14 protein-coding genes are annotated in these 17,113 nt (G+C 72.9%); 11 read left to right on the top strand and 3 right to left on the bottom strand.

Going from position 1 to position 17,113, the window contains the following annotated elements:
* Positions 1–281: 281 nt before the first annotated feature.
* From serA to WA762_RS29185, 5 genes are all read left to right on the top strand, one after another.
* Positions 282–1,874 (top strand): phosphoglycerate dehydrogenase, encoded by a 1,593-nt coding sequence (gene serA / locus WA762_RS29205; RefSeq protein ID WP_335939573.1) that lies wholly within the window; start codon positions 282–284, stop codon positions 1,872–1,874.
* 130 nt (positions 1,875–2,004) lie between these two features.
* On the top strand, positions 2,005–2,589 hold the full coding sequence (locus WA762_RS29200; RefSeq protein ID WP_335939571.1) for a TetR/AcrR family transcriptional regulator: 585 nt from the start codon (positions 2,005–2,007) through the stop codon (positions 2,587–2,589).
* A gap of 177 nt (positions 2,590–2,766) precedes the next feature.
* A complete protein-coding gene (locus WA762_RS29195; RefSeq protein WP_335939569.1) occupies positions 2,767–5,226 on the top strand; it encodes a Tox-REase-5 domain-containing protein in 2,460 nt (819 codons plus the stop codon).
* Positions 5,227–5,308: 82 nt separating this feature from the next.
* Complete coding sequence (locus tag WA762_RS29190; protein WP_335939567.1) at positions 5,309–6,028, top strand: hypothetical protein; 720 nt, start codon at positions 5,309–5,311, stop codon at positions 6,026–6,028.
* Positions 6,025–6,543, top strand: a complete 519-nt coding sequence (locus WA762_RS29185) for a hypothetical protein (RefSeq protein WP_335939565.1) — start codon at positions 6,025–6,027, stop codon at positions 6,541–6,543. Before WA762_RS29190 ends, WA762_RS29185 begins: the two co-directional genes overlap by 4 nt.
* A gap of 159 nt (positions 6,544–6,702) precedes the next feature.
* Here WA762_RS29185 and WA762_RS29180 read toward each other — a convergent pair whose 3' ends face one another.
* Positions 6,703–7,845, bottom strand: coding sequence for a PucR family transcriptional regulator (locus WA762_RS29180; RefSeq protein ID WP_335939582.1), 1,143 nt, complete (start codon positions 7,843–7,845; stop codon positions 6,703–6,705).
* Positions 7,846–8,025: 180 nt separating this feature from the next.
* On the opposite strand from WA762_RS29180, the gene WA762_RS29175 reads away from it, so the two are divergent.
* Together WA762_RS29175 and pruA are read left to right on the top strand one after the other, a co-directional pair.
* Positions 8,026–8,952 carry a proline dehydrogenase family protein gene (locus WA762_RS29175; protein WP_335939563.1) on the top strand — a complete coding sequence of 309 codons (927 nt, stop codon included), beginning with the start codon at positions 8,026–8,028 and terminating at the stop codon, positions 8,950–8,952.
* Positions 8,953–9,005: 53 nt separating this feature from the next.
* Complete coding sequence (gene pruA, locus WA762_RS29170) at positions 9,006–10,637, top strand: L-glutamate gamma-semialdehyde dehydrogenase (protein WP_335939561.1); 1,632 nt, start codon at positions 9,006–9,008, stop codon at positions 10,635–10,637.
* A gap of 168 nt (positions 10,638–10,805) precedes the next feature.
* On the opposite strand, the gene WA762_RS29165 is transcribed toward pruA, so the two are convergent.
* Positions 10,806–11,516, bottom strand: coding sequence for a nitroreductase family protein (locus WA762_RS29165; protein WP_335939559.1), 711 nt, complete (start codon positions 11,514–11,516; stop codon positions 10,806–10,808).
* 221 nt (positions 11,517–11,737) lie between these two features.
* Here WA762_RS29165 and WA762_RS29160 point away from each other — a divergent pair, with 221 nt between their 5' ends.
* Both WA762_RS29160 and WA762_RS29155 read left to right on the top strand, forming a co-directional pair.
* Positions 11,738–12,298 carry a GNAT family N-acetyltransferase gene (locus tag WA762_RS29160; RefSeq protein WP_335939557.1) on the top strand — a complete coding sequence of 187 codons (561 nt, stop codon included), beginning with the start codon at positions 11,738–11,740 and terminating at the stop codon, positions 12,296–12,298.
* A gap of 335 nt (positions 12,299–12,633) precedes the next feature.
* A complete protein-coding gene (locus tag WA762_RS29155; protein ID WP_335939555.1) occupies positions 12,634–12,762 on the top strand; it encodes a hypothetical protein in 129 nt (42 codons plus the stop codon).
* Positions 12,763–12,922: 160 nt separating this feature from the next.
* Here WA762_RS29155 and WA762_RS29150 read toward each other — a convergent pair whose 3' ends face one another.
* A complete protein-coding gene (locus WA762_RS29150) occupies positions 12,923–14,515 on the bottom strand; it encodes a purple acid phosphatase family protein (protein WP_335939553.1) in 1,593 nt (530 codons plus the stop codon).
* Positions 14,516–14,644: 129 nt separating this feature from the next.
* Here WA762_RS29150 and WA762_RS29145 point away from each other — a divergent pair, with 129 nt between their 5' ends.
* Positions 14,645–15,688, top strand: a complete 1,044-nt coding sequence (locus tag WA762_RS29145) for a 3-isopropylmalate dehydrogenase (protein ID WP_335939552.1) — start codon at positions 14,645–14,647, stop codon at positions 15,686–15,688.
* A 291-nt stretch (positions 15,689–15,979) separates the two neighbouring features.
* Entirely contained in the window at positions 15,980–17,077 is a 1,098-nt protein-coding gene (locus tag WA762_RS29140) for a branched-chain amino acid aminotransferase (RefSeq protein ID WP_335939550.1), read from the top strand.
* Positions 17,078–17,113: the final 36 nt, after the last annotated feature.

The raw sequence follows: 17,113 nt of genomic DNA, 5'->3' as shown, positions 1-17,113 counted from the left end.
GACGACGAGGACGCGTAACACGCCCCGGGGGCGGGCCGGAGGACCGGCCCGCCCTCGCCGTTTTCACCGCCGGAAGAGGCGGCGCCGTACGTGTGTACAAGGTGTCCACTCCGTGTGGGTGATCCTTCCAGCCGGGCGCAGTGAGCACCCCGGCGCATGACTACACTTCTCCACACATACACGCGTCAGGCCCACAGTGTCGTGCGTCTTCCACGCGGCATGCCCCTCCACCGCCTGCGGCCGTCGGGACGGCCGTCCGCACTGGACTTGTGAGGACTCACGTGAGCTCGAAACCCGTCGTACTCATCGCTGAAGAGCTGTCGCCCGCCACGGTGGACGCCCTGGGCCCGGATTTCGACATCCGGCACTGCAACGGCGCGGACCGCGCCGAGCTCCTCCCCGCGATCGCCGACGTCGACGCCATCCTGGTGCGCTCCGCCACCAAGATCGACGCCGAGGCCGTCGCCGCCGCGACGAAGCTGAAGGTCGTGGCCCGGGCGGGCGTCGGCCTCGACAACGTCGACGTCTCCGCCGCCACCAAGGCCGGTGTGATGGTGGTCAACGCGCCGACCTCCAACATCGTCACCGCCGCCGAGCTGGCCTGCGGTCTGCTGATCGCCACCGCGCGCAACATCCCGCAGGCCAACTCCGCGCTCAAGAACGGCGAGTGGAAGCGTTCCAAGTACACCGGCGTCGAGCTCAGCGAGAAGACCCTCGGCGTGGTCGGCCTCGGCCGCATCGGCGTCCTGGTGGCCCAGCGCATGTCGGCCTTCGGCATGAAGATCGTCGCGTACGACCCCTATGTGCAGCCCGCGCGCGCCGCCCAGATGGGCGTCAAACTCCTCTCGCTGGACGAGCTGCTGGAGGTCGCCGACTTCATCACCGTGCACCTGCCCAAGACCCCCGAGACGATCGGCCTGATCGGCAACGAGGCGCTGCACAAGGTGAAGCCCACCGTGCGCATCGTCAACGCCGCGCGCGGCGGCATCGTGGACGAGGCTGCGCTGGCCTCCGCCCTCAAGGAGGGCCGGGTCGCGGGCGCCGGTCTCGACGTGTACGCGTCGGAGCCGTGCACGGACTCCCCGCTGTTCGAGTTCGACCAGGTCGTCTGCACCCCGCACCTGGGCGCCTCCACCGACGAGGCCCAGGAGAAGGCGGGCATCGCGGTCGCCAAGTCCGTGCGCCTGGCCCTCGCCGGTGAGCTGGTGCCGGACGCGGTCAACGTCCAGGGCGGTGTGATCGCCCAGGACGTGCGGCCGGGCCTGCCGCTCGCGGAGAAGCTCGGCCGGATCTTCACCGCCCTCGCGGGCGAGGTCGCGGTCCGGCTCGACGTCGAGGTGTACGGCGAGATCACCCAGCACGACGTCAAGGTTCTCGAACTCTCCGCGCTCAAGGGCGTGTTCGAGGACGTCGTCGACGAGACCGTGTCCTATGTGAACGCCCCGCTCTTCGCGCAGGAGCGCGGCGTCGAGGTCCGCCTCACGACCAGCTCCGAGTCGCCGGACCACCGCAACCTGGTGACGGTCCGGGGCACCCTCTCGGGCGGCGAGGAGGTCGCGGTCTCCGGCACGCTGGCCGGCCCCAAGCACCTCCAGAAGATCGTCGCCGTAGGCGAGTACGACGTGGACCTGGCGCTGGCCGACCACATGCTGGTGCTGCGCTACGAGGACCGCCCCGGCGTCGTCGGCACGGTCGGCCGGATCCTCGGCGAGGCCGGTCTGAACATCGCGGGCATGCAGGTCTCGCGGACGGGCGCGGGCGGCGAGGCGCTGGTCGTCCTCACCGTCGACGACGACGTCCCCGCGTCGGTGCTCGCCGAGATCTCCACGGAGATCGGGGCCACCTCGGCCCGTACGGTGAACCTCACCGACTGACGGCCGCGCGTCCCCGCGGCCCCCGCCCGGTCGACGGCCCGAGGGCTGTCCCGCAGTCCCCGTCGGGGCGACGGGACAGCCCTTAGACATACGTCTTACACAAATGTCTGTATGCCGGTACGCTGCCTCCATGGGACACCGTGAGGATCTGCTCGAAGGCGCCAAGCGCTGCCTGCTGGAGAAGGGGTACGCACGGACGACGGCACGCGACATCGTGGCCGCCTCCGGCACGAACCTCGCTTCGATCGGCTACCACTACGGCTCCAAGGAGGCCCTGCTCAATCTCGCCTTCCTCCGGCTGACGGAGGAGTGGGGCGATGTGCTCACCGAGCGGCGGGGCGAGGAGGCGGCGGAGGAGGCGGCCCGGCCGCCGCTGGACCAGTTCCGCGACACCTGGGAACGGGTGATCGACAGCTATGAGCGGACCCGTTCGGTCTGGCAGCTCCAGATGGAGGTCGTCTCCCGGATCGACCAGGACCCGGAGCTGCGGAAGGCGCTGATCGACCCGCAGCGCGCGGGGCGCGACGGGCTGGCCGAGAACATGCTCGGCATCGACGCGGAGAAGGACCCCGAGAAGGCCCGGGTGGCCGGGCTGTTCTGCCAGGCCCTGCTCGCGGGCGTGATGGTGCAGTGGCTGATGGACAGTGATTCGGCGCCCTCCGCACAGGACCTGACGGACGGGCTGAAGGCGGTGCTCGAAGGACGGGTCTCGTAACGGCGGTCCCGCGCCGGTTCCGCGGCGGCGACGGCCCCCGGCCGGAGGCCGACGGGACGTCAGCGCCCCGGGGTGGGCCCCGCGTTGGGTCCTGAGACCCATGACGCGTGCGGGCCCGCGCCCCTACGGTGAATGCCTGTCGTGTGACTTGCTGACATCGGGGGTCGGGGGGCACGTATGTCTGTTGTCGGTGGCATGCCGATGCCCGGGGGGCCGGCGCCGGCGGGCGCGGGGCGGCGCGAGCTGCCGCGTCCGCTGGGCCTGCTGCGGGTGCTGCTCCTCGTCCTGTTCGGGGCGACCGTCCTGGGCGGGATCGGGCTGTCCGGTTCGGCGCTCGCGGTGGACGCGATGGGGGCCCGGGTCCTCGGCATCCTGCTGTACGCGGCCGCGCCCGGTGTGCTGGGCCTGCTGCTGGCCCGCCATGTGCGGACCGGCGGCAGACGGGTCTGGTGGGGACTGGTCGCCGTCCAGGTGTGGCTGGTCCTCGGCGGCGTCGCCAACGTCGGCGACGGATCGGCGCACGGCTTCACCCAACTGCTGCTGCCGGCGCTCGCCCTGGTCCTGCTCACCCGGTCGCAGAGCCGGTCGTGGTTCCTGCTGCCTCCCGCGGAACGGGGCGCGAAGCCCGCCGGGGAGGGCCGCCCGAGGCACCGCTTCTCGCTCGCGCGCATGATCACCTGGCGCCGGGACCGGGGGCAGTCGGCCCTGGAGTACCTGGGCCTGGTGCTGATCGTGGTCGCGCTGATCGCGGCCATGGCGCTGAGCGGTCTGGGCGGCCGGATCACCGCCGAGCTCCAGGCCGCGATCTGTTCGCTGAGCGGCTATTCCTGCCCGGCGTCCGGGGACGGCCCGGGCCGGGTCGAGGCCGGTCACGGCCAGGACGGCGGCGCGGCGAACGGGGGAGCGGACGCGGGCGCCGACGGCGGGGCCGCCGCGGGCACGGACGGCGGTGCGACGGTCACCGGAGGCACCGGCTCCTCCGGCTCCACCGGCGGCGCGGACGGCTCCACCGGCGACGGAGGCCCGTCCGGCGCCACCACCGGCGGCGACACGACCGGCGGGGACGCCACCGGCGGATCCACCGGGGGCAGCGGCGGCACCGGCGGGCCCGACGACGGCCGTCCGGGCAGCGGCGTGGACACGTACCCCGAGGACGGCGACGAGCCCGAGGCCGCCTACGACACGCCCGCCCCCGACGAGGACGGCGGCGGGAAGAACGACGGCGGCGGGAAGTCCGACGAGGAGGACTGCGGCGGCTGGGGCTTCTTCGGCTGCGCCTGGGACCGCACCACCCAGGTCGTCAAGGGCCTGGCGGTCGACGGCGTCTGGGGCGACATCACCGGGATCGTCGACCTCTTCAAGCCCGAGACCTGGTCCGGCATCGCGGACTACGGCAAGCAGCTCGGCGACAAGTGGCTGCAGGACTCCAAGGACGCCGGCGACAAGTGGGACAAGGGCGACTACCTCGGGGCGCTCTGGGACTGGGGCAAGGCGTCGGTCGGCACCGTCGTCGAGGTCGGTGACGACGTCTTCGTCGGCGACGAGGTCCGCGACCGCTGGAACAACGGGGAGAAGACCCGGGCCGTCACCGACGTGGTCTGGAACGTCGGCTCCCTGTTCATCCCCGGCTACGACGTCGCGAAGGTCGTCGGCAAGGTCGGCGAACTCGGCAAGCTGGGCAAGCTCGCGGAGAAGGTGGCGAAGGCCGCCGACGACGCGGGAGGCGCGGCCCGCCGCGCCCGCAAGGCCGCCGAACTCGGCGACCTCGACGGGGTGCGCAAGGCCGCCAAGGAGGCCGACGACGCGGCCGACGCGGCGGAGGACGCCGCCCGCCGGACGGGCTGCGTCATCGCGTCCGGCCCGGCCCCGGCCCGCTACGGCGGAGGCCTGGGCGTCCCCGGCTCCGGGACCGGGATCCTGGCCTCCGGCCCGGCCGGCCGGATCGTCCTCGCGGACGGCGGCTGCGACGAGGCGGCCAAGGCCGCGGCCCAGAAGGCGCGCGCCGAGGAGCGGGCCGCCCATCTGGAGCAGAAGCGCCTGGAGGAGCCGGAGCGCGCCCGCAAGGCCGAGCTGGACAAGAAGAAGTACCCGGAGCCGGCCCGCAACGACACCTCCGACCCGCGCAACTACAACGCGCCGTCCTGGGCGAAGGACCTCAAGGACCACAAGCTCGGCGACGCGGACCTGGGCGACGGCTACTGGGCCAGTCGCGACCGCAACCCGGCCCCCAACTGGAAGAACGAGTCCTGGCTGCGCTACCAGGAACAGATCACCGGCACCAACCGGGGCCAGGAGTACGTGGTCCCGCACCCCAAGGAGGGCAAGCCGGCCGTGGAGTACGACGGCTGGGACTCCGGCAGGCAGACGTTCCTGGAGGCCAAGAACGGCTACCAGAGCTACCTGTCCCAGACCGAGCCGGGGAAGCTCACCAAGTCCGGCAAGGACAAGTTCGTCGCCGAGGCGCGGGCCCAGGTCGAGGCGTCCGGCGGCCGGGCCGTGGAGTGGCACTTCTCCGACCCGGATGTGGCGAAGGCGGCGCGCCAGGCGTTCCGGGACGAGGGCCTGCCGATCAAGGTCGTCCACACCAAGCCGAAGCCGAACGACAGCACCAGGAAACCGGGGGCCTTCGACGAGTAGCCTGCACGCGACGGCGGTCCGGCCGCGTCCCACCGGGCCGGACCGCCCTGCCCGAGGGACGAAGCTCGACGGAGGAAAGTGCATGCGACGTGTAGTGCGGGCCTTCTGGGGACCCCGGCCGGAACCGGCCGAGGCGCTCGCCGGACGCTGGAAGCGGACACTGGACGGGATCGCCGAGCTGCTCCCCGGGGCCGCTTCCCCGGACGCCGCCGGGGCGGGCCCGTGGCGCCAGGTGCACGGAACGGGCCCCGAGACCGAACTGCCCGCGGACGAGGGGGCGCTGCTCGGCGCCCTGCGCGTGGCGCAGGCGGCCGAGGACTGGTCCGACCTCACGGGCACCGCGCTGCGGCTGCACCGGGCGGGCGCGCCCGGCTGGCGGACCGAGATCAGCGGACTGGCCGGGGGCGCCCCGGAGTTCCTGCTCCAGTCGCTGGTGGTGACGCTGCACACGCCGGACGGGGCGGACGTCCCGGAGGCGGAGCTCCTCGCCGTCCTCGCCCGGGCGTGGGAGCCGGACTTCGGGGACGTGAGCGACGACGACGTGCTCGACGCGCTGGAGGACGACGCCGGCTACTCCGTCGGGGACCCCGTGGTGGGCCGGGCCGGATACCTCTCCCCGGGGCGCGCCGCCCTCGTTCCGGACGGACTGGGGGCGGCCCGCGAGGAACTGCCCGGCGGCGGCGTGCTGCTGCGCCTCGCGGAGGCGGGCGCGAGCGCGGACGTGGTGGCGGCCTATGAACGGCTCCGCGACGCCGGGGCGCTGGAGCCGCTGCCCCGCCCGATGGACCGGCCGGTCCTGTGAGCGCCCGCGCCGGGGAGCCCTTCGACCTGGCCCGCGCGCTGGCCGACGTCGACGCCCTGCTGGCGGGGCCGCTGCCGACGGGCGGCCCCACGGCCGCCGAGGGCGACCCGGAGACGGGGGAGTGGACGGCGACCGGCGGCGACGGCTTCCGCGTCGTCCCGCTCTGGGAGGGCGATCCGCTGACCGGGGTGTACGCCCCCGAGTGGAACGACGCGACGGACGCGGCCGAGGCCCATCTCGCCGCCCTCGCCGGGGAGCTGGACCGCCGCTGGGGACCGCACCGCCCGGTGCCCCTGCACGTTCCCCTGCTCCGCCGACAGCGGGGCGACGCCGTGGAGCCGCTGTTCGAGGCGCTGTTCTCCCAGGACCTCTACGGCGACCTGACCGTCTGGGGCCCGGTGGGCGACGCGGGCCGCTGGGTCGGGGTGAGCGTCGGACACAGCGACGGCGACGCGCCGCTGGTGCTGGCGGCCCTCGTCGCCGCCCGCCCGGTCACCGTTCCGGACGAGCGCTGAGCACCGGGCGCCGAGGCGAACGAGCCGGGACCGCGCGGACGGCGCCCGCCTGCCGCCCGGCCCGCCGCCGCCCGTCGGCCGCCCCGGCACCGTCCCGACGAGCCCGCCGCCCCCGCATCGTGACGCGGCACCCGGCGGGCTCCGCGTCCCGCGACGGGTTCAGAGCCGGGCGCCTTTGAGCGCCATGTGCAGCAGCAGCCGGTCCTCGCCGTCGTTGAGGTCGAGGCCGGTGAGCTGCTGGACCCGGGAGAGGCGGTAGTACAGCGTCTGACGGTGCACGCCGAGCGCGGCGGCCGTCCGCGACGCCTGGCCCGCGCAGTCGAGGAACACCTCGGCCGTGCGAGCCAGTTCCGCGTGCGCGGGGGCGAGCAGGGCGCGGACCGCGGGATCGGCCGCCGACTCGGCGGGGAGCGCGGTCAGCAGCCGGTACGGGCCGATCGCCGACCACTCGGCGACCGGGCCGAAGCGGGTCTCGGCCGCCGCCGCGCGGGCCGCCGCCGACGCCTCGTGCCAGGCCGCCGCCAGGTCCGCCAGGCCCCGGCGGGCCGCCGCGACCCCGGCGGTGGCGCCCCGCCCGGCCGCGGAGCGGAGCCGCTGGGCCGCGGTGAGCGCGGGACCGGGGGCATCGGTGGAACGGAGCCGGATCAGCGCCGCCAGCGAGGGCGGACCGGCCGGGCCGGGGGCCGCGACCGAGGAGAGCGCCGCCGCCGAGGGCACCGTGCGCACCGACGGCGGTTCGTCCGGCCACGGCGAGACGCACACCACCGTGTGCGTCCCGTCGGCGTCCTGGCCCAGCGACTCGCGCAGCGCGGCCACCGCCATGTCCCGCTGCCAGCCCCGGGCGGCGGTGAGGACCGCGCCGAACTCCCGGGACAGGTCCGTGCCGGCCCGCGCCTCCTCGGAGAGCAGCACCCCGATCCGGGCGGCCACCTCCATCGCCGCGTCCAGCCGCTCCTCGGTCGGCGCGGGATCCGCGTCCAGCAGCCACACGTACCCGAGCACCACCCCCCGATGGCGTACCGGCAGACAGATCCGGCCGCGGAACACCCCGGCCTCCGGGGCGGCCGGGATGCGGACCGGGCCGGTGGCGCGGGTGATCCCGAAGCCCTCGAACCAGGCGCGGACGGCGGGGGTGGAGCGCCTGGTCAGGATCGAGCGGGTGCGGACCGGGTCCATCGCGGTGTCGTCGTCGCTGTCATGGGCCCCGAAGGCGACCAGGCCGAAATCGCGGTTCTCCAGCGTCGCGGGGGCGCCGAGCAGCCCCGAGATCTCGTCCACCAGCTCCTGGTAATCGCCCTTCACCACGCCATTCTCGCATTCCTTCAGACATATGTCTGAGATCCGGGCAACGGATGCGTGACAGCTGTCGATGGCCCGGACCCGGGGAGCTCCCTAGATTTCACAGTGGTTATCCGTGCTGTGCCGCCGCGTTCCCCCCGCCCCGGTACGGCCCTCGTCCGACACTTTCCGTGGAGGTGCCCCGTGCTGGGTCCCGTGATCCTCGCCGCGTCCCGCAGCGACAAGATGCGCCGTTTCATATCGGCCGCGCCCGGCACGAAGCAGGTCGTCGACCGGTTCATCGCCGGCGAGACCGTCGACCAGGTCGTCCCGATCATCAAGGACGCCGCCGACAAGGGCCTCGAAGTCACCCTCGACGTGGTGGGCGAGGACATCACCACCCCGGAGCAGGCCGCCGCCGCCCGCGACGCCTACCTGGAGCTGATCGACCGCCTCAAGGACCTCGACCTGGGCGCCCGGGCCGAGATGTCCGTCAAGCTGTCCATGTTCGGCCAGTCCCTGGACGACGGGCACGAGCTGGCGCTCGCCAACGTCCGCCCGGTCGTCGAGGCCGCCGCCGCGATCGGCACCACCGTCACCCTGGACGCCGAGGACCACACCACCCTCGACTCGATGTTCGCCATCCACGAGGAGCTGCGGAAGGACTTCCCGCAGACCGGCTGCGTGATCCAGGCGTACCTGTTCCGCACCGAGGAGGACGCCCGCCGCCTCGCCGCCGCCGGCAGCCGCGTCCGCCTCGTGAAGGGCGCGTACAAGGAGCCCGCCTCCGTCGCGTACCAGGACAAGGCCGAGATCGACAAGGCGTACGTCCGCGTCCTGAAGACGCTGATGGAGGGCGAGGGCTACCCGATGATCGGGTCGCACGACCCCCGGCTGATCGCCATCGCCCAGGAGCTGGGCCGCAAGGCGGGGCGCAAAATGGACGAGTACGAGTTCCAGATGCTCTACGGCATCCGCAGCGACGAGCACATCCGGCTGGCCTCCGAGGGCCACCGCATGCGCGTGTACACCGCGTACGGAACGGACTGGTACGGCTACTTCATGCGCCGTCTCGCGGAGAAGCCGGCGAACCTGCTGTTCTTCGGCCGCTCCATCCTCACCAAGGGCTGACCCGCCCGGCCGACCCCCGACACCGACCCCCGACACGAGGAGACAAGGCACTCATGGACGCTGTGACTCAGGTCCCCGCGCCGGTCAACGAGCCGGTCCACACCTACGCCCCGGGCTCCCCGGAGCGCGCCCGCCTGGAGGCGAAGCTCAAGGAGCTGAGCCAGAACCCGATCGAGCTTCCGATGACGATCGGCGGCGAGAAGCGGATGGGTGGCGGCGAGCGCTTCGACGTCGTGCAGCCCCACAACCACAAGGCCGTCATCGGCACCTACGCCAACGCCACGGAGCAGGACGCCCGGGACGCCGTCGACGCCGCGCTGGCCGCCGCCCCGGCCTGGCGCGCGACCTCCTTCGACGACCGCGCCGCGATCATCCTGCGCGCCGCCGAGCTGCTCGCCGGCCCCTGGCGCGAGACGATGGCCGCCTCCACGATGCTCGGCCAGTCCAAGACGGCCCAGCAGGCCGAGATCGACACCCCCTGCGAGCTCGTCGACTTCTGGCGCTTCAACGTGCACTACGCGCGCCAGATCCTCGCCGAGCAGCCCCCGGCCAACTCCCCGGGCGTGTGGAACCGCATGGACCACCGTCCGCTGGAGGGCTTCGTCTACGCGATCACGCCGTTCAATTTCACGGCCATCGCGGGCAACCTGCCCACCGCCCCCGCCCTCATGGGCAACGTCGTGGTGTGGAAGCCGTCCCCGACGCAGACCCACGCCGCCGTGCTGCTGATGCAGCTCCTGGAGGAGGCGGGCCTGCCCAAGGGCGTCATCAACCTGGTCACCGGCGACGGCCTCGCCGTCTCCGAGGTGGCCCTGAACCACCGCGACCTGGCCGGCATCCACTTCACCGGCTCGACCCCCACCTTCCAGCACCTGTGGAAGACGGTCGGCACCAACATCGCCACCTACCGCACCTACCCGCGGCTGGTCGGCGAGACCGGCGGCAAGGACTTCGTCGTCGCCCACCCGTCGGCCGACCACGCCGTCCTGAAGACCGCGCTGACCCGGGGCTCCTTCGAGTTCCAGGGCCAGAAGTGCTCGGCCTCCTCCCGCGCGTACATCCCCGCCTCCATCTGGAACTCCGGTTTCAAGGAGAAGTTCGCCGCCGAGGTCGACTCCATCACCATGGGCGACGTCACCGACCTGTCGAACTTCATCGGCGCCGTCATCGACGAGCGCGCGTTCGCCAAGAACAAGGCGGCCATCGACCGTGCCGCGGCCGACCCGTCCTGCACGATCATCGCGGGCGGCACGTACGACGACTCGGTGGGCTACTTCGTCCGCCCGACCGTCATCGAGTGCACCGACCCCGAGAACGAGGTCTTCACGACCGAGTACTTCGGCCCGATCCTCGCCGTGCACGTCTACGAGGACGACCAGTACGACGCGATGCTGGAGCAGATGGAGTCGGTCTCCGACTACGCGCTGACCGGTTCCGTCATCGCGAACGACCGCACCGCGGCCGCGTACACGATGGAGAAGCTGCGGTACGCCGCGGGCAACTTCTACATCAACGACAAGTCGACCGGCGCCGTCGTCGGCCAGCAGCCCTTCGGCGGCGGCCGTGCCTCGGGCACCAACGACAAGGCGGGCGCCCCGCAGAACCTGCAGCGCTGGACCCTGACCCGGGCCATCAAGGAGACGCTGGTTCCGCCGACCGAGTACACCTACCCCCACCAGGGCTGACGCCCTGGCGGGGCGCCGCCCCACCGGCGCCCCGCCACACACTGCCGCCTCCCGCCCGGTTCCCCTGCCGGCCGGGAGGCGGTTTCCATCGCGCGGGGCCCGGCGTGCGTCGCGCGGCCCGGCGTGCGTGCGTCGCGGGGCCCGGCGTGCGTCGCGGGGGCGGCGGGCTCAGACCTCCACGAGCACCTGGTCCAGCGACTTGCGGACCAGGTCGGGCACCTCGCAGTCGTCGGCCGGATAGCCGACCGGGATCACCGCGAACGCCTTCTCGTTCTCCGGCCGGCCCAGCACCTCGCCCAGGAACCGCATCGGGCTCGGGGTGTGGACCAGCGCGGCCAGACCGGACAGATGCAGGGCGGAGAGCAGCATGCCGACCGCGATCCCGACGGACTCGTCGACGTAGTAGTGCTTGCGCCGAGTGCCGTCCTCGCCCAGCCAGTACCGCTGCTGGAACACCACGACCAGGGCCGGGGCGTCCGTCATATGGGCCTTCACGGCGTCCGTGCCCAGCGGGCGCAGCGCCGTCAGCCACTCCTCGCCGAGCCTGCCGTCGTAGCTGATCCGCTCCTCGTTCTCGGCCGCCTCCCGGATGCGCCGACGCACCTCGGGGTCCTTGACCAGGACGAACGTCCAGGGCTGCTGGTGGGCGCCGGAGGGGGCGGTGGCGGCGCAGGCGATCGCGTCCCGCACGACCTGCTCGGGCACCGGGTCCGGCGAGAACCGGCGCACGGTCCGGCGTTCGTTCATCCGCCCCCTCAGCTCCGCGGCCCGGGAGCGGGACTCCTCGGCGGACATCCGCTCGGGCCGGTAGGGGACGGGACGGTAGGGCGCGCCATGGACGGGGGTCCAGCGCGGCGTCAGGGCTGTGGTCTCGGGCATGTCGGCAGTCTGGCGGGCGGCGGCGGTCCGTACCAGGGTGCCGTCGGACAGATCGGGCCCGGGCCTCGGTCACCGTCCGTCCGGAGACGGTCGAAGACCGGCTTGATTCCGGCCTGATTCCGGTCGGGGAAGGGCCTGATTCCGGTCAGGGACGGGCCGGAGTCCGGCCGTGGCGCGACGGCCGGGGCCGCCGGAGCCCTCCGCCGTGGCAGGCTGGCGGCATGATCGATCCGAAGCAGTCCGCCCCGCTCCCGCGCGTCGCGCACACCCATCAGCTCACCCCGGCCGAGCTCGACGAGATCAAGGCCTTCCTGGAGACCGCCTTCGAGGGCGAGTTCAGCGAGGACGACTGGGACCACACCCTCGGCGGCGTCCACGCGTACGTCCGTGACGACAGCGGAGTGCTGGCCCACGGCAGCGTGGGCCAGCGCCGGGTGGTCCTCGCGGGCCGCTCCTACCGGGTCGGCTACGTGGAGGCCGTGGCGGTGCGCGCCGACCGGCGACGGGAGGGGCTCGGCGGGCGGGTGATGGCCGCGTTGGAGGGGGTCGTGGACAGGGCGTACGCCTTCGGGGCCCTGTCCGCCTCGGAGGAGGGGGCCGGGATGTACGCCGGGCGCGGCTGGTGGGTGTGGCCGGGACGGATCGCCGTCCAGGGGCCGCGCGGAATCGAGCGGCTGCCCGACGAGGAGGGCAGCACCTATGTCCGGGGCGTGGCCGGCGGCGCGCTCCCGGCCGCCACCGGGGAACTGGTCTTCGACTGGCGCGACGGCGACGTGCTCTGAGCGGTGGACGCGGCGCGGGGCGACGGCGCGGGGCGAGCGGCGGAGACGGGAGCACGGGCGCGGGCGCCGGGGCCCGGGGGCGGACGTGTTCTCCGTCTCAGATAGTAGGAAGTCCGAGTAATTGTGGAGACAGACCGGGCCGGCTGACCTAGTTTTGTAGAAGCCGAACGTCTCGCTCGATCCAGCGACCGGCGGTCGTGAGCGCGCGCCCCGCGCAGGCAACCCCTGCGGCGCCCGACTCCCCGCCCCTTCCGGCGCCTCGACATCCCGATCTCGATATCACGTTCGCGTTTTTCGATCTCGGAATCCTCGCGATCTCAAGGAGTCGATCCACCATGGCCGAGACGACCGTCCGCCGCGTCCGCCGCGCCCACCGTCCGTCCGACGCCGAGCGCCGGAACGCCGCCGCGGCTCTCCAGCGGGCCCTGGACCGCCGGGACAACGGCGGCGCCACGGGTCACTGACCCCCGTCCCCTCTCCCGGGTCGCGCGGCCGCCGCCTCCGGCACGGCGCGACCCGCCCCCGGGGCGTCGCACGGACGCCCCGGGGCCCGCTCGTCGGGACCCTGACAGCCCTGACGGCCCCGACGCCGCCCTGACTGCCGCGGCCGCTCGTCCGCGCCGTTCAGCCGCGGGCGATCTCGAAGTGGTCGATGCGCTCGCCGGTCTCCGCGAGCGCGGTGACCCTCATCCGCGCGTGCCGTCCGGGCGTCACCTCGACGGCCAGGAACGAGAAGCCCGTGTAGCGCACCCGCGACCACTCCACGGTCTCGGCCGCCTTCCCGCCGCCCTTGACCACGTGGTACGTGTCCACGCTCTCCCGGTCGGCCGCATGCCCCTCGTAGCTGTCCGGCACGGGGAAGTCGTACAGCGCCTTGCCCGCGCCGCCCGCCGTGACGTACACGATGCCGTCCCGCGTCGGGTCGGTGCGCTCGCCGATCGGCACCCGGCGGCGGACCGCGTTCCGCAGGATCGCGTCGGTGCGCTCGTAGACGTGGTTGTGGCCGTTGACGACCAGGTCCACCCGGTGCTTCTCGAAGAGCGGCACCCAGGCCTCGCGCACCCCGCCGTCCGAGGCGTGCGCGTTGGTCGTCGAGAAGGCGCAGTGGTGGAAGAAGACCACGATGAAGTCGATGTCGTGCCGGGCCCGCAGCTCGCCCAGGCGGCGATCCAGCCAGCGGGTCTGCCGGCCGTCGCTGATCCCGAAGTTGGCCGGGATCTCGTACGAGACGTCATTGGCGTCGAGCGCGACGACCGCCACGTTGCCGTGCGTGAACGAGTACGCGCCGGGCTGCCTCACCGGGTCCGGGCCGTTGCCGGGCAGCGTCCAGCGGGCGTTCTGCCCGCCGTAGCCGTCGGGCGAGTACCACGCCTCCATGTCGTGGTTGCCGGTGGTCACCATCCACGGCACGGTCTTCGCCACCGTCTCCGTCTGCGCCAGGAACTGGTCCCAGGTGCGGGCGTCGTACGTGTCGGTGGGCCGTCCGGAACCGGACGGGTCGGCGTAGCAGATGTCGCCCGCGTGCAGGTGGAACGCCGGGTTCTGACCGAGGATCAGCTGGTCGTTGCCGAGCGCGTGGTAGCTGACGCCCTGGTCGCCGAAGGCGGTGAAGGTGAACGGCTCGGCGCGCGAGGGCGCGGTGGTGAAGGTGCCGAGCGTGCCCAGGTGCTGCGGTTCGGCCGGGTCGAAGCCGTCGTGGCCGACGCCGTAGTAGTAGGTGGTGCCGGGCCGCAGCTGTTCCAGGCTCGCGTGCAGATAGAACTGCTCCGCGGCGGCGATCCTGCCGCCGTTCAGCTCGGGCGTGGTGAGGTGGCGGACCTCGGCGTCGATCCGGTGGCTCAGTGCCCATGGCTTGAGGCCGATCCGGATGAACGGCCGCCGCACGGCGAACGGCACCTGCCAGGAGACCGCCATCCGGGTGCGCGGATCGGCGCCGTACGCCAGATGCCGCCCGAACGGGGCGACGAGCGAACCGTCGACCCGGGTCGAGGTGCGGCGCGCGGCCGTCGCGGCCGTCGCGGCCGTCGCGCCGGACGCGGCCGGCGCGGCGTGGGCGGAGGACGCGGCGCCGAGACCGGCCCCGGCCACGGCGGCGGTCGCCACGCTCGTCCGGAGCACGCCGCGCCGGGTGAGCCGGGCGCGCAGGTACTCGTGCTGCTCGGCCATGCTCATGCGGGAGGCGAGCTGTTCGGGGATTCCGAAACGGGGGATGTCCATGGAGGAGAACATCCACCGCTCGCCCGACGACGTACCGTCGGATAGGTGAACGGTACACGTACAGTTTCCCATGTGTCCGCATGGTGGACGTGCGATGTCATGGGGTGGGACGAGCAGTAGGGTGCGGGCATGTCTCGCAGCATCAGTCTCGCAGTGATCCCCGGTGACGGCATCGGTCAGGAGGTCGTGGCCCAGGGCCTCAAGGTCCTTGGCGCCGTCCTTCCCCAGGACGTGAAGCTGGAGACCAAGGAATACGATCTCGGCGCCCGCCGCTGGCACCGCACCGGAGAGACCCTGCCGGATGCGGAGCTGGAGGCCCTCAAGGCACACGACGCCATCCTGCTCGGCGCGATCGGGGACCCCTCCGTGCCGTCCGGCGTCCTGGAGCGCGGGCTCCTGCTGAAGCTGCGGTTCGCCTTCGACCACTTCGTCAACCTGCGTCCGTCGAAGCTGTTCCCGAACACCGCGACCCCGCTGGCGGGCCGTCCGGACATCGACTTCGTCGTGGTCCGCGAGGGCACCGAGGGCCCCTACACCGGCAACGGCGGTTCGCTGCGCACCGGTACGGAGCACGAGGTCGCCACGGAGGTCAGCGTCAACACCGCCTACGGCGTCGAGCGCGTCGTCCGTGACGCCTTCGCGCGCGCCGCCGCCCGGCCGCGCAAGAAGCTGACGCTGGTGCACAAGAACAACGTCCTGGTGTACGCGGGCCACATGTGGAAGAACATCTTCGACAAGGTCGCGGCCGAGTACCCCGAGGTCACCACCGACTATCTGCACGTCGACGCCGCGACGATCTTCTTCGTCACCCAGCCGGAGCGCTTCGACGTCATCGTCACCGACAACCTCTTCGGCGACATCCTCACCGACCTCGCCGCCGCCGTGACCGGCGGAATCGGCCTGGCCGCCTCCGGCAACATCAACCCCACGGGCGAGTTCCCGTCCATGTTCGAACCGGTCCACGGCTCCGCGCCCGACATCGCGGGCCAGGGCAAGGCCGACCCGACGGCCACGATCCTCTCCGTCGCCCTCCTGCTGCGCCACCTCGGCCACGAGGCCGAGGCCGTGCGCATCGAGGACGCCGTCTCCGCCGACCTCGCGGAGCGCGAGAGCGGTTCGCCGCGTACCACCGACCAGATCGGCGACGCGCTCGCGGTACGCGTAGCGAGCTGACCCGACGACTCCGTACCGAAGCCGCCGGGTCGCGCACAGCGCCCGGCGGCTTCCGCATACGCGGCCCCGGGCGTGCCATCGACCACTGGACCGCATATCGCGTCATTTCGTGCGCGGGCACCCGGGAGCGATAATCGAACGGGACCGGGGCCCGCGGTTCGGACCGACCGTCACCCGGAGGGCCAGCCCTCCCCGTGCCGACCGGCCCGGGCTCGGACGTCCTGGCACCTGCCCGGCAGGCGCGGCGCGAGCGCGGTCCCACACGTACGACAGGTGAAGGACACGCAACCCATGACGACGCCCACGATCGAGCTCAAGCCCACCTCCACCCCGCTCTCCGACGCGGAGCGCGAGGCGATCCTGGCCAGGCCCGGCTTCGGCCGGCACTTCACCGATCACATGGTGACGATCCGGTGGACGGAGGGCCGCGGCTGGCACGACGGACAGCTCGTGCCCTACGGTCCGCTCTCCCTCGACCCCGCGACCACCGTCCTGCACTACGCGCAGGAGATATTCGAGGGCCTCAAGGCGTACCGCCGGCCCGACGGAAGCGTCGCCACCTTCCGTCCCGAGGCGAACGCCCGGCGGTTCCAGGCGTCGGCGCACCGGCTGGCCATGCCGGAGCTGCCCGTCGAGACGTTCATCGAGGCGTGCGACGTGCTCGTCCAGCAGGACAAGGCGTGGGTTCCGGCGCACGGCGGCGAGGAGTCGCTCTACCTGCGCCCGTTCATGATCGCGACCGAGGTCGGCCTCGGGGTGAAGCCCGCCGACGAGTACCTCTTCGTCGTCATCGCCTCGCCGGCCGGCGCGTACTTCCCCGGCGGCGTCAAGCCGGTCTCCATCTGGCTCTCCGAGAACCGGGTGCGGGCCGTCCCCGGCGGCATGGGCGACGCCAAGACCGGCGGCAACTACGCGGCCTCCCTCCTGGCCCAGGCCGAGGCGAGCGCGAAGGGCTGCGACCAGGTCGCCTACCTCGACGCGGTCGAGCACAAGTGGGTCGAGGAGCTCGGCGGCATGAACCTGTACTTCGTGTACGGGGACCGGATCGTCACCCCGGCCCTGACCGGCTCGCTGCTGGCCGGCGTCACCCGCGACTCGCTGCTCACGGTCGCCCGCGACCTCGGCTACATGTCCGAGGAGGGCCGGGTCTCCATCGACCAGTGGCGCGAGGACACCGCGAACGGCTCCCTCACCGAGGTGTTCGCCTGCGGCACCGCGGCCGTCATCACCCCCGTCGGCACCGTCAAGTGCGAGAGCGGCGAGTGGACCCAGGGCGACGGCGGCCCCGGCGAGGTCACCATGAGGCTGCGCGAGCGTCTGCTCGACATCCAGCGCGGCGTCGTCGAGGACGCCCACGGCTGGATGCACCCGCTCGGCGAGTCCTCCTGACGCCTGACGTTGCGACGCCCGGCCCGGCGTTCTGAC

The sequence above is a fragment of the Streptomyces tyrfis genome (assembly GCF_037034285.1).
Lineage (GTDB): Bacteria > Actinomycetota > Actinomycetes > Streptomycetales > Streptomycetaceae > Streptomyces.
Note: the sequence above shows the minus strand (reverse complement) of the source record. Positions and strands in the feature narration are given on the sequence as shown.

Coding starts and splice junctions, on each gene's coding strand:
- WA762_RS29145 (WP_335939552.1), top strand. CDS start 14,645: ATGTCTCGCAGCATCAGTCTCGCAGTGATCCCCGGTGACGGCATCGGT.
- WA762_RS29160 (WP_335939557.1), top strand. CDS start 11,738: ATGATCGATCCGAAGCAGTCCGCCCCGCTCCCGCGCGTCGCGCACACC.
- WA762_RS29150 (WP_335939553.1), bottom strand. CDS start 14,515: ATGGACATCCCCCGTTTCGGAATCCCCGAACAGCTCGCCTCCCGCATG.
- pruA (WP_335939561.1), top strand. CDS start 9,006: ATGGACGCTGTGACTCAGGTCCCCGCGCCGGTCAACGAGCCGGTCCAC.
- WA762_RS29190 (WP_335939567.1), top strand. CDS start 5,309: ATGCGACGTGTAGTGCGGGCCTTCTGGGGACCCCGGCCGGAACCGGCC.
- WA762_RS29195 (WP_335939569.1), top strand. CDS start 2,767: ATGTCTGTTGTCGGTGGCATGCCGATGCCCGGGGGGCCGGCGCCGGCG.
- WA762_RS29140 (WP_335939550.1), top strand. CDS start 15,980: ATGACGACGCCCACGATCGAGCTCAAGCCCACCTCCACCCCGCTCTCC.
- WA762_RS29200 (WP_335939571.1), top strand. CDS start 2,005: ATGGGACACCGTGAGGATCTGCTCGAAGGCGCCAAGCGCTGCCTGCTG.
- WA762_RS29165 (WP_335939559.1), bottom strand. CDS start 11,516: ATGCCCGAGACCACAGCCCTGACGCCGCGCTGGACCCCCGTCCATGGC.
- WA762_RS29155 (WP_335939555.1), top strand. CDS start 12,634: ATGGCCGAGACGACCGTCCGCCGCGTCCGCCGCGCCCACCGTCCGTCC.